Below are 12857 nucleotides of genomic sequence, written 5' to 3'. Positions count from 1 at the left end.
CCTGACGTCCGTCACCTCGGGAAGCGCGCGATGTCCCCGAGGTTGCGCTGCCGGCCCGCTGTCGCGCCACCCGCCGTCCCGTGGACAGGGAGCGTTTCACCGAGGCGTGACGCCTCTCAGCGCTCCATGCGCTGGATGAACGGCACGATGCGATCCACGAACGCCTGCTTGTGGAAACGGTCGAACTCCGCCCACGTGCACAGGCTCCGCGGGTCCTTCACCCGGTCGATGAACAGCACCCCATCGAGGTGGTCGGTTTCGTGCTGGAAGGTACCTGCGGTCAGCCCGCGGTGGATCCGATCGATGGGCGCGCCCTCCCGGTCCCACCCCGTCAGCCGGATCTCGGCGTGGCGGTCCACCACCCCGCGCAGGTTCGGCACGCTCAGGCAGCCCTCGTAGTTCTCGAAGGTCTCCTCCGTGAGCACCTCGATGACGGGGTTGACCACGATGGTGAGCGGGATCCGCGGCTTGTACGGGTAACGGGGGTTGTTCTCGACCTCCACCGCCATGATCCGCACCGGTTCGTACACCTGGATGGCCGCGAGGCCTGCGCCGTTCGCGTCGCGCATCGTCGCGATGAGAGCGTCGATGAACGCCTGCGTGGCGGGGCTGGCGAGCTCTTCCCGCGTCACCTCGCGGGCCCGCTGCCGGAGGATGGGATGGCCGATCTGCGCGATCTTGAGGAGCGTCACCCGCCCAGCGTACCACGCCCGGCTCTCCCCGCAGGCCTCGGCCCCTGTGTCCAGCCGCGTGCATTGCCGCGCTGCATCCGCTACATCGCGAGCCGTGATGTTCCCCTACCCAGAGCAGCCACAGCTCCCGCCGGACCAGCAGTCGGTCGCATCCATGACCCTGCGCTACTCGGACGTCACCCAGGATGGCCGGATGAGCGTGCTTGCCATCCCGCACGGCAACAGCCCGGCCCTCTGGGATGCCCTGCTGCGCGACCACCCCGTGAGCCGCGCCCTCGCCGCGCAGGGCGTGCTCCCCATCATGTCGCGCCTCCTCGTCGAGAGCGGCGAAGGCCCCCTCTCGGCCTCCGCTGTCGTGGACCTCCGCGTCGCGTACCAGCTCGCGCACACCCTCGGGGAGGACGGCGACGTCGAGCGGCTGGTGATGCTCTCCTGGCTCACCCTGCACGCCCCGCGTGGCGCCACCCACCCGCCCCAGCCCCCGGGCGCAGGCGAGCCGATCCAGGTCGGCCGCTGCTTCGCCGAGCACGTCTTCACCCGCCCCTTCGCGCCCCCTGCCGAGCGCAAGGTGCTCAGCTTCGACGTCGCCGACATGGAGCCCGTCCCCGCAGCCCGCTACACCTGGCAACCTCCCGAGACCCTCCTCCACCTCCCCGCCGACGCCGTGCCGCTCGACGCCGAGCTACGCGCGGATCCCACCGACATCGTCTTCGGCCTCGACCACACCGACAGCAACCACCACGTCAACTCCCTCGTCTACCCGCAGATCTTCATCGACGCCGCCCTCCGCCGCCTCGGCGCCCTCGTGCAGTCCGTGCCTCGCCGCTGCCATCACCTCGAGGTCGCCTACCGCAAGCCCTCCTTCGCAGGAGAGCGCCTCCGCATCCACCTGCGCGCGTTCTCCTTCGGCGGCACCTTCGGCGCCTCCCTCGTCCTCGCCCCGCACGCCGACATCGAGCGCCCCCGGGTGACGGCCCGGCTCCTGCTCGCGCCCTGACCCTCCAGCGCGCCGCGGCTGGCTCCTGCGCACCGCGCTTGGCTCCCCGCGCTGCCCGTGGCACCGCCGTGGCCATGGCGGCGGAGCGCGCGCAAGAACCTCGGACGCATCTCTCCCCCCGCCTTCAACGTCTCGGCGAGATCACGGCGGTCGCCGCGCTCGTCCTCGCCGGCGCCGCGACCGTCCCCCGCCTCGTGTGCGGCCGTGACGCCGACGCCTTCTGGCAGTCCGACCCGCGTGTTCAAGAGCCGCTCGCCGCCGAGGTGGCCGCGTACGTGCGCGCGGGCGTCGGCCCCGAATCCTTCTCCACCGGAGACCCGCGCTTCGACGGCGAGTGGGCCCTCGTCACCCACCAGATGGCGGCCCTCGGCCTCGGCCAGCTCATCCTCCAGCACCCCGAGCTGCGCGCCACCTACCTGCCCGTCGTCGCCCTGTGCGCCGAGCGCCTCCTCGCCCCCGAGACCACCGCCTTCGGCAGGGCTGCCTGGGGCGAGGACGCCCTCCGCGCGCCCGCCACGCCGAACGGCCATGCCTACCTCGGCTACGCGAACCTCGCCCTCTCCATGCTCACCCTCCTCGACCCCACCCACCCCCTCGCCGGGACCAACGACAGGCTCACCGAGGCCTTTGCCCGGCGTCTCGCCGCGGCGCCTCACGGCATGCTGGAGACCTACCCGGGCGAGGCCTACCCGGCCGACATGGCCGCGGTGGTGGGCAGCATCGGCCTGCACGACCGCGCCCGCCGCGAGACCCACCGCGAAGGCTTGCTGCGCGACGCCACCGCCGCGCTCACCGCGCGCTACCTCCACCGCCCCTCGGGCATGTTCCACCAGCGCGTCGACGCGCACGCTGGCGCCCCTCTCGGCCCTCCACGCGCGAGCGGCACCGCCATCGCCGCCTACTTCCTCTCCTTCGCCGACCAGGACCTCGCCCGCCGCGTCTTCGCCGGCATCGCCTCCCACCAGCGCGCGCGCTTCCTCGGCTTCGGCGGCGTGCGCGAGTACCCCGACGGCGAAGCAGGCCTCGGCGACATCGACTCCGGCCCCGTGCTCTTCGGCGTCTCGGTCTCCGCCACGGGCTTCTCCCTCGCGGGCGCCCGTCTCACCGGAGAGCGCGCCATGTTCGTCGACCTCTTCCGCACCGCGGAGCTGTTCGGCCTCACCGGGCGCGGCCCTGCGGGCGGACGCCGCTTCCTGAGCGGAGGTCCCCTGGGCAACGCCCTCCTGCTGGCCATGATGACCGCCGGCCCCGCAGCGGCGCCTCTTCCTCCTGCCCCGGGGCGCCTGCCATGAGTCCCATGAGTCCCACGAGTCCCACGAGCGCCCCGAGCGCCCCAAACCCCACGAGCGCCCCAAACCCCACGAGCGCCCCGAGCGCCCCGAGCGCTCCAAACCCCACGAGCCCCCGACGCGCGCGGGCGCCCTGGCACGTGCGGGTACTGGCCGCGGCGGCGATCCTGCTCGCGCTCCACGTGGCGCTGGCCTTCGCCCTGGACACCCTGGGCCTCGTCGAGAGCTTGCTCTCCCCCTCGGGCCTGCGCGCCCTCGCGGTGCTCCCGCTCGTGCTCGGCCTCTACGCCGTGCGCCTCGCGCTGCTCTTCGTCATGCCGGGCCTCGTCTTCGCGGCGCTGGTCTCCGCGGGACGCACGTGGCGCGCGCGGCGCGCGCATCGCGCGCAGGCACGACAGACACCCGTCCCGCGGGCATGACCCGGCGCCCCCGCGATTCGCTCCGGGGGGCTGGACATCGCGCCCCTCCGGCTTGATGTGCCCCTGCACGCCCGCTACATCACGGCGCCTAACCACCGCGGGCCCTCGCGCCCGGGAGCAATGTCACCATGAACGTCCGCTTCGTCCTTACCCTTGCCCTCGCCGCCGCGTCCCTCGCCGGCTGTCAGGTCACCACCTCCTCGGAGCCCCCGGTCTCCGCCACGCCGTCCACGCCGTCCACCCCGACCGAGACCGCGCCTGCCCCCCCGCCTCCTGCCGACACGCCCCCGCCTCCTCCCGAGCCGACCGCGTCCGAGACGCCTGCCGAGCCGCCCCCCAAGAACCCCGAGGCCGGCGGCCGCCTCGCCTTCACCACCTGCACCCCCGAGTCCAGGCAGGTGAAGGGATGCACCCGCGACTACAAGCCCGTCTGCGGCCAGGTCGACACCGGCATCCGGTGCATCAAAGCCCCCTGTCCCTCGGCGGACCCGAAGACGTTCCCGAACGCCTGCACCGCCTGCCAGGAGCCGAAGACCACCGGCTACTTCCCCATGTCCTGCGAGGACATCAAGAAGCCCGGCGCGCCCTGAGCTTCAGCGCCGCCGCGCCACCTCACCCGGTGAGCGCGGCCTGCTCCTCGCGCGTGAACCCCCACAGATCCGGCTCTGGCGCGAGCGCCACCCCGAAGCGCGCCCGCACCTCCCCCCGGATGTGCATCGCCAGCGCCACCATCTCCGCTGCCGTCGCGCCTCCGCGGTTCACCAGCGCCAGCGCGTGGCGCGAGGAGATCCCCGCCCTGCCGAGCGCCATCCCCTTCGTGAACCCTGCCCGCTCGATCAGCCACGCCGCCGGCACCTTCACCCGGCCCTCGCCGCCCGGGAACGTCGGCAACGCGTCCCCCGCCTTGATCGCGCCCGCCGCCTCGATCCGCGCCCGCACCCCCGCGAACGTCTCCACGTCGAGCGTCGGGTTCATGAAGAACGACCCGGCGCTCTTCCCGTTCTCGTCCTCCGGATCCAGCACCATCGACTTCGACCGCCGCAGCCGCAGCACCGTCGCCCGCACCTCCGCGAGCGACGGCCCACCTCCGCCCTGCGCACCATGCGCACCATGCGCACCATGCGCACCATGCGCACCATGCGCACCATGCGCACCATGCGCACCATGCGCACCGTGCGCGCCCGCGGGAACCTGCAGCGCCCGCTGCAGCTCTGGATACCGCAGCGCCGCCGCGCCCCTCGGGGTGAGCGCGAAGGTCACCGCCGTGATCACGTACCGACCCCGCGCCTCCCGCTTGAACGCGCTGTCCCGGTAGCCGAACCGGCACTGCGCCCCGTCCAGCGTCACGCGCGCCCCGCTCCCGCGGTCGATGGCCTCCACCGCGACCACCGTCTCCGCCACCTCCTGCCCGTACGCCCCCACGTTCTGGATGGGCGTCGCCCCCACGTCGCCGGGAATGCCGGAGAGGCACTCGAGCCCCGCCCACCCTTCCTCCGCGGCGCGTGCCACCAGCCCATCCCACGGCTCGCCAGCGCCCGCGCGCACCAGCACCCGGTCCCCCTCCGCCGACACCGTGATCCCCCGCAGCCGCGGCCGCAGCACCACCCCGTCGATCCCCCGGTCGGCCACGAGCAGGTTCGACCCGCCCCCGAGCACGAGGAGCCCGGCGCCCTCCACCCCGCGCCCCGCTGCAAACGCGAACGCCTCGCGCAGGCCTTCCTCGTCGTCGGCCTCCAGCAGCCAGCGCGCCGGCCCGCCCACGCCGAGGGTGGTGAGCGGCGCGAGCGGCGCGTCCTCGCGAACCGAGAGGCTCAGGGTTTCCTCGTGGGCTGCGCGGGCGCCTGCGTCTTTGGCGCCGCCGCCGCCGCTCCCCCGCGGCCCGGCTCCACCCGGATCCCGGCCATGAACCCGCTGTCGATGGTCTGCACCCGACCCACGAACGCCTTGTACTCATCGGCGGGCACCGTCCCCGTCGGCAGGCTCATCGTGAAGTCCTCCTGGATCACCGTGGCGTCGTAGGTCCCTTCCCGGCGCGCCTCCACCCGGTCGTCCTCCACGGTCACCGCGGCGGGCACCCGGGTCACCTCCATCCCCGGCGGCAGCTCGATCCGCCGGCGCACGTGGTACTGCAGCGTGGTGTCGATGCTCAGCGCGCTCTGCCGCGCCCCGCGCGACGCGTACGTCGCCCCGAGCGTCCCCGCGAACCCCCGCGGGAAGCTGAAGTGCACCGGCTCGAGCCCCGGCAGCGTCCACACCTTGCCCGCGCGCCCCTCGGGCCGCGCGAAGCCGTGCAGCGCCACCTCGGCCCGCAGCGCCACCTCCCACGACCCGGTCCGCGACGACACCGTCACGTCCTCCACGTCGGCCCACGGCACCCAGCCCAGCACCACGTCGCGGAGCATCTCCCGCCGGTCGGTGCCCACCACGGTCTCGAACGCCTCCGAGAGCGCCTGCGCGGCCCGGCCCCGGAGGAAGATCGTGAACGTCCCCCGCGCGTCTCCCCGCGCGTCGACCGCGAGCCGCAGGTCCACCTCGTCGTTCGCCTCCGCGCCCGCGGCCTGCACCGCCACGATCCGCCCGTCGAGCAGGAGCGCCGCCCGCCCGCGCAGCTCCGGGCTCACCCGCCCTGGCGGCAGCGGCGGCCCCTCCACGTCGGCGTCGATCCACAGCTCCGTCTGCGCCTTGCCGTCGCGCCCCTCGCCCGGCACCCGCGCCACCACCAGGGGGTGCCTGAACCGCCCCACGTGCGCCGGGAAATTCGGCGACGAGCTGAACGGCTCCGTCTCCGCGATGGCGAGGTCCGCGTCCACCCCGAGTTCTCGCAGCACCCGGTAGACCACCCACGCCCGGCTCCCCTGCCCGAGCTCCAGGATGGTCCGCGCCGTCACCCGCTGCGACCCACCCCCGTAGAGCGCGGCGATGTCCGACAGCTCCGCGCCACCGGCCACCTTCACCGCCTTGCCCACCGCGGCCACCACCCGTTCTACGAGCGCCCGCGACGGCACGAGCGCCCGCGACGGCACGAGCGCCCGCGACGGCGTCCGGTCCGCGTCCCCGGCGCCCGCTGCCTCCAACGCCCAGCGCGTCACGTACGGGTCCTTGTCCGCGAGCCCGCGCACGTTCTCGGCGACAGCCTGCTTCACGTCCTCCCAGGTCTGCGTCCCCAGGCTCACCCCCACGCCCTGCTCCATGCGCGGCACCCCGTCTTCGAGGCGCCGCGGCGACAGGTCCTTCACCCGCCAGGTCGTCACCAGCGTCCCGCGCTCGTTCCGCTCCTCCCCCTTGCCGAGCAGCGGGTGCGACCAGACCTTGAACGGCACCGACGCGGGCCGGCGCACCTCCACCTCTGCATCGAGCACGCTGGTGCGCTCGGGCATCAGGTCGCTCGTGTCGATCACGAGCTGCCCGGTGTCGCTCGGCAGCGCGTAGCCCTCCAGGATCTGCTCCACGTAGTCGCCCTGTTCGAGCTGCGACAGGTCGCTGTGCCCCTGCGCCGCGAACGCCGCCGCGTCGGGCGAGAGGATGCGCCCGTCCTTCTTGTGGATGCGCCGCCGCAGGAGCCGCGGGTTGCCCCGCCCCTCCACCATCGGCCCGTACGTCGCCGCCCCCGACGCCACGTCCGTCGTGCCCGACACCCGCCGCAGATCGTAGGCGACGAAGTGCAGCAGCCCGTCCTCCGCGATCTCGAACCGCTCCACGTGCCGCAGCACCAGCGTCGCCGCGCCGGCCGCCGCCGGGGCCTTCTGGTCCGCCAGCACCCGCGCCCGCCCTTCCTTTTCCAGCGCGGGTGCCACGTCGGGCGTGAGCTGCAGCGCCCGGTTCAGCGCGCCCACCGCGAACGGCACGTCGCGCGCCCGCACCCGGTCCCGGCCGAGCCTCCCGCGCACCGCCCGCGCGTCCCCCTTGCCCGCGGCGAGCCCCAGCGCATCGAGCAGCCGCCGCTCCGCCGGCGCCATCGCGTCGTGCAGCTTGAGCGCCGCCTGGAGATCCCCGCGCGCGAGGTACACCGACATCTCCGCGTCGCGCAGCGCGTCCGGCGCATGCCGCAGGCGCCTCAGCCTGGCGATCTCCGCGAGCACCCGGTCGTGGGCCCCCACCACGCTCAGCGCCTCCAGGCAGTCGGTCGCCGCCCGATCGCGCCCCGCTCCCGTGCACGTCGCCCGCACCTCGTCGGCCCCCACCCGTGAATGCAGCGCCGCGTCCACGGTGGCGGCCAGCACCGAGCCCGGCGCCGCCGCCGCGAGCCGCCGGTACGCCGCCTCCGCCACGTCGGGCATCCCCGCGCGCTGCGCCACGAGCGCGCCCCGCACCAGCACCACCCGGTCCGCGTCGGGCACCGCGGGCTGCGTCACCCCCTCGTCGCCCTGCACCGGCGCGCGCACCCCGAGCCGCGTCAGCGCCTCGATCACCCCCTCGCCCTCACCCCGCCGCTGCTCGATCAGCATCGCCTCCACGAGCCGCGCCTCCCACGACCAGGGCCACGCCTTGCTGACCCGCCCCACCACCTGCCCGAGCCGCTCGACGAGCTGCGCGCTCGGCAGATCTCCGGCGATCGACAGCGCGCGCGCGTACATCAGATCCATCCGCGGCGGCGCCGGAGCGGGCGCTGACGTCCCGCCCGTCCCGCCCGCGCCCACCTCGATCCGCGCTTCGAGCAGGTGCTCCGCCTGCCGCCCTTCCCCGAGCCCCATGAGCGCCGCCGCCGCCAGCAGCAGCTCCGCGTCCGTCGCGGGTTTCTTCACCGCATCCGGCATGCTCATCTTGCCCACGGCGCCCCCTGGACCCGTCAGGCCCGCCGTGATCTCGACCGCCTCTGGCGACGACGCCCGCGCCCCCGCCGCCTGCCCTGGCACCGGCGCCCGCGTCCGGAGCGGCAGCCCGTCCTCGCCGAGCACGTCGAGCTCCAGCGTGTCCCCGTCGTTCTTCTGGGCGACGCGCACCACGACCCGCAGCCAGCCCGCCTCGGACTGCAGCGAGGCCATGCGCATCACCGGCAGCCCACCCGCCTCGTACCCGCGCCGCAGCGCCGTCACCCCGCCCGCGTCCACCACCGCCGCCGACGTCGAGGTGAGCGCGAGGCTCACCCGCTGCCGCGCCGGCACGTACACATCCACCACCGCCGCGCGCGTCCCCTGAAGGAAGCTCACCGCGTTCGTGTCGAGCATGCAGCCATCGGCGCGCACCCGCAGCGGCGCGACCTTCGCCGCGAACGGCGCCACCCCCGGGTAGCTCCCCTCCAGCGGCTCCGCCAGCGTCCCCACCGTCGGCGCCCCCTCCAGCCCGCGCAGCGGCGTCCAGTCGAGGGGCCCGAGCACCGTCGCCTCCTCGGCGCACCCGCGCCGCTCACCCCACGTGAGCGCCGCCTGTTCGTCCCCCACGAACAGCGCGATCCGGTGCAGCGCCGCCGCGATGAGCCCGCGCACGAACGGCGTCGCCGCGCCCTTCCCCGACGCTCCCGCCGCCGCCCAGGCCCGCCCCAGCCGCTGCACCACCGCCGGGAGCTGCTCTGCCGCGCGGTACGCCGCGCCCCCTGGCATCGCATCGACCGCCGGCGTCGCCCCGAACACCAGCGCATCGAGCGCCGCGACCAGCGCCGCGTGCGCGCCCTCCGCCTGCGGCGCCGCCACCGCGCGATCCACGAGGTCCAGGTACGGCCCCACCTCGGTCGAACGCCGCGCCTCCGCCTCCAGCGCCGCGCCGAACGCCTCGGCCAGCGCTGGCGTCTCCGTTTTCGGCGACGCCGCTTGCGGCGTACACGCGCTCGCCATCACCACCGCGAGCGCCGCCAGCAAGCCCGACGCCGGCAAGCCCGACGCCAGCAAGCCGGACGCGGACGCGGACGGCATGCACGACGCCGGCGCGGACGACGCCGGCACGAGCGAGGCGCCGCCCCCGTGACCGCGTGGGCGCCTCCCCTTCGCCGGCCCTGAGGGCGAGCGCGGAGCGGTTTCAGCGAGGGGCGTGGCAGCGGAGGAGGGGCGTTCGGGAGGAAAGATCACCGGTGGCTCGCGGCTGGAGGAGCGCTGGAGACCCTGTCCCCCGGAGAAACCCGGGCGCTGGACCTCTCGCTGACCTCTCTAGAGCCGGGGCGAGAGGAAGTAAAACGGGGAGCTGACCCGCCCCGGCCTCGGTCACCTCGCCCCCCGGGCGTCCCGCCTGTGCACTGTCTCACCCTTTGGTGCACGTCGCCGCATTGCCGCGTTGCTGCGCCGCCGCATCATCGCGTCACCGTACCGCTGCGTCATCGCGCCGCTGCGTCACCGCGCCACCGCCGCCTTCCGCTCCTTGCGCGCGAGCGTCACCAGGCCGTGCATGTCCTTGCCGCGCTCCAGGGTCACGATCCGCTCCGTCCTGCGCTGCGCCGGCGTCCCGTAGTCCTCGATGATCACTGCGTGCACCTTGGTCCGCGTCGAGGTGCGGTTCTGGTCGTCCGCGTAGTAGCGCGCGCGCACCTGGTAGCTCCCCGTCGGCGCCCGGGGCGCCACGTACATCTCCGGACCGTAGCCCTGGGTCACATCCTGGGTGATCGACCCGGTGTCCGTCACCCGGTGTCCGTAGAAGCACTCCGACCCGTCCGGCTCGATGACGTGCAGGTCCACGTCCGTCGCGTCCGTGTTCCAGGTGATCATCACCACCACGTCCGCGCGCCCGATGCCCACCTGACGCTCCACGTCCACGGCCCGCGCCCGCGCCAGCGGGGCCACGCTCGTCGCCGCCTTGCCGTCCTGGATCCGGCGCAGGAGGTCCAGGTAGTCCATCGCCAGGATCCTCCGGAAGTCGCCGAACCGCGCGTCCCACGCGCCCGCGAGCCCGACCTCGAAGTACACGAGGGCCAGGTCGTTCAGCCCGAGCCGGGCCAGGCTCTGCCCCAGCGCCCGGTACGTCTGCGGCTCGTGCGGCCGCGCCTCCGCCACCCGCCGGAACAGGTGGTACGCGTCCGCCGCGAGCCCCCAGGTCATCGCCGAGATCCCCACGTCGCGCGCGAGCACCGCGTCCCCCGGGCTCTCCTCGACGAGAGCGCTCAGCGCCTTCAGCGCGTCCGCGGGCCCCGCTTCCCGGAGCCGCCGCTCCGCCTCGCCCGCGAACAGGTCGTAGTCCATCGCGTGCCGCGCCAGCGCGTCCTGCACGGCCTTCGGCGTCGCGGCCCGGTCCCGCCGCTTCACCGCGAGCGGGGGCGCCTTCACGGTGAAGCTCGCCGACGGCATCGCCTCCACCCACTTCCGGAACCCCTGCGGGAACGTGAACGTCACCCCCGAGGCCCGCGGCAACCGGTCGAACCACTGCAGGAACGCCCGCTTCGGGTCCCCGAGCGCCCCCTCCACCGCCGCGAGGGCCGCGCCGATCAGCGCCGACGCCTCGTTCGATTGCACGAAGGCCGTGTCGTCCCCGGTCTCGATGGCGAAGCGATCGTAGTCCTCCTGGCTCTCCAGCATCAGGAGCGAGCACGTCTTGCCCGGCACCCGGAAGTGCGTCGCGAACTTGCGCGCCCCCTGCTCCGTCACCGGCGCGAGCTCTTCGAGCTGCCCCACCGCGAGCACCCCGTACCCGCGCGTCGCGAGCGGCGAGGGGATCGCCTGGCCGAGCGGCGTGCGCACGACCCGCGTCGCGCCGTTGACATCGAAGGACAGCTCCAGCGCCGCGCCTTCTGCAGGCACCCCGCGCCCCGCGACCCGGAGGCGCTGCCCCGGGTAGACGAACCGCGGCCTGCCGCCGAGCAAGAGGTCCCGCCCTCCCTCGACCTTCATCCCTGTGAGGCGCAGCGGCTGCGCCCGGTGCGCCGTGGCCGCGGCCTGCACCTCCGCGTCCCCCGTCACCGAGAACACCGCCCCGCCCGTCTCGCGCGCGAGCAGCGCGAGCATGTCGTTGTCCGTGCCCGGGAGGCCGGTCTGGTAGCCGTACACCGCCCCCACCGGCCCCGCCTTGAGGAAGCGGCTGAGCACGTGCCCGTCGGCCTCGCCCCAGGTGGACGCGCCATCGCTGAGCAAGAAGACCTCCCAGCGCTGCGGCGCGCCCGTCGCGCCTGCCGCGCCTGCCGCGCCCGTCGCGCCTGCCGCGCCTGCCGCGCCTGCCGCGCCTGCCGCGCCTGCCGCCCCGGTCCCTGGAGGCGCCGCCGCTGCCCGGAGCGCCGCCCCGAGGTCGGTCGCGCCCTCCAGCGAGAGGGTGTTCGCGTGCGCGCGCAGCTCCGCCAGGGCCTCGTCCGTGTTGCTCACGAAGCCCGGCTTGAAGAAGCTCTGCTCGATGTTGAAGAAGGCGACGTTGAACTCGCGGAGGGTGTCGCGGTTCCTCTTGAGGATCGCCTCCATCAGCTTGAGCCAGATGTTGAAGCGGTCCGGGTTCGACGAGAGCGAGGTGTCCACGAGGAAGAGCGCCGCGCTGGATCCAGGGCTCGCGCTGGATCCAGGGCTCGCGCTGGTCACCGGGAGGCTCGGGGCGACGTCGGCCGCGAAGAAGGAGCCCGTGCGTTCCCCCGTCGCGGTGAGGTACGTGGCCGAAGGCATGCGGATGCGGACGCCGACCTCCGGCCCGGTGGGCGCGTCGAAGCGGTAGTGGCGCGTGCCCCCACCCGCGGCTGGCGAGGCTGGCGAGGCTGGCGAAGCTGGCGAGGCCGGTGAGGCCGGGGTGGTCTCGACCGCGGCACCTCGGGCTGCCGTGACGGCGACATCGACCACGGTGCGGCCGACCTTCTCGGGCAGGTCGAAGGTGTACTGGAGGTCGCCGCCGATGGCGGTGAGCGGGACGTCGTAACCGACGACGATGCGGTGGGAGCGGTTCGGGGTGAGGGGAAAGACGCGCGCGTTGAAGATGCTGGGCCCCGCCCACTCGACGAGCGCCGGGTCGACGGCGCGGCGCACGGTGTCGGCATACGCCCGCTGCGCGAGTTCCCGGGGAACGACGTGGGCTTCCTTGACGCCCCGCCAGAGCTGGGTGCGTGCGGAGAAGATCTGGGTGGGCTCGGAGCCGAGGGCGCGGCTCTGCTCCGCGGTGAAGAAGGCCTGCGGGGCATCCCCGGCGACCGCGAGCACGGACTCGCCGAACGCGAAGTAGTACGGGGAAGCGCCCTCGGGGAGGCGGAGCTGGAAGGTGCCCTCGTAGGCGTGGTCCCGGTCGTTGTGGACGAGGAGGTCGAGGACGACGCGGGCCATGGTGCCGTCGACGGTGACCTTGGCCTGCATGGAGCGGACGGGGATCTCCTCGCTGTCGCCGATGCGGATGCGGGCCGCATGGGCGCGGAGCTGGGACCGTTTCCAGGTCTCGGCCTCGCCAGCGACGCGCGCGGAGGAGGGGGCGGCCTCGCTGGGAGCCGCGGGGGCCATGCCGGCGTAGGGGGCCTCCGCGGACTTCGGGTCACCGCTGGGCGCGTAGCTGCCGCCGCACGCGCCCGTGGCGAGGGTGACGAGGAGGAGGATGAGGAGGAGCGGGGCGGCGGGACGTGGGCGGGAGGGTGACGAGGAGGAGGATG

Annotated in this window: 8 protein-coding genes; 4 read left to right on the top strand and 4 right to left on the bottom strand. The window is 74.4% G+C overall.

Annotation, left to right across the window (positions count from 1 at the left end; all coding sequences use genetic code 11):
- Positions 1-116 precede the first annotated feature (116 nt).
- On the bottom strand, positions 117-692 hold the full coding sequence (def, locus tag CAP_RS32430) for a peptide deformylase (protein ID WP_044247969.1): 576 nt from the start codon (positions 690-692) through the stop codon (positions 117-119).
- Between the two features lie 94 nt (positions 693-786).
- Here def and CAP_RS32425 point away from each other — a divergent pair, with 94 nt between their 5' ends.
- The 4 genes from CAP_RS32425 (at position 787) to CAP_RS46015 (ending at position 3987) form a co-directional block, all read left to right on the top strand.
- Positions 787-1689 carry a hotdog family protein gene (locus tag CAP_RS32425; RefSeq protein ID WP_370866003.1) on the top strand — a complete coding sequence of 301 codons (903 nt, stop codon included), beginning with the start codon at positions 787-789 and terminating at the stop codon, positions 1687-1689.
- Positions 1690-1757: 68 nt separating this feature from the next.
- Positions 1758-2981 (top strand): hypothetical protein, encoded by a 1224-nt coding sequence (locus tag CAP_RS32420; protein ID WP_197041449.1) that lies wholly within the window; start codon positions 1758-1760, stop codon positions 2979-2981.
- A gap of 5 nt (positions 2982-2986) precedes the next feature.
- Positions 2987-3397 (top strand): hypothetical protein, encoded by a 411-nt coding sequence (locus CAP_RS32415; RefSeq protein ID WP_156041336.1) that lies wholly within the window; start codon positions 2987-2989, stop codon positions 3395-3397.
- Between the two features lie 128 nt (positions 3398-3525).
- A complete protein-coding gene (locus tag CAP_RS46015) occupies positions 3526-3987 on the top strand; it encodes a hypothetical protein (RefSeq protein ID WP_052376431.1) in 462 nt (153 codons plus the stop codon).
- Between the two features lie 22 nt (positions 3988-4009).
- On the opposite strand, the gene CAP_RS32400 is transcribed toward CAP_RS46015, so the two are convergent.
- The 3 genes from CAP_RS32400 to CAP_RS32390 form a co-directional block, all read right to left on the bottom strand.
- The gene (locus CAP_RS32400; protein WP_044247964.1) at positions 4010-5212 is read right to left on the bottom strand and encodes a UDP-N-acetylmuramate dehydrogenase; all 1203 of its coding nucleotides are present in this window, start codon (positions 5210-5212) and stop codon (positions 4010-4012) included.
- A complete protein-coding gene (locus CAP_RS32395; RefSeq protein ID WP_156041335.1) occupies positions 5209-9243 on the bottom strand; it encodes a hypothetical protein in 4035 nt (1344 codons plus the stop codon). The genes CAP_RS32400 and CAP_RS32395 overlap by 4 nt, the downstream gene beginning before the upstream one ends.
- Before the next feature lie 411 nt (positions 9244-9654).
- Positions 9655-12857: DUF2135 domain-containing protein (locus CAP_RS32390; RefSeq protein WP_044247960.1), on the bottom strand; the 3203-nt coding region annotated here is incomplete at its 5' end.

Origin of the sequence: Chondromyces apiculatus DSM 436 (assembly GCF_000601485.1) — a bacterium.
GTDB lineage: Bacteria > Myxococcota_A > Polyangia > Polyangiales > Polyangiaceae > Chondromyces > Chondromyces apiculatus.
The sequence above is the reverse complement of the archived record's forward strand: the minus strand, read 5'-3'. Positions and strand labels throughout refer to the sequence as shown.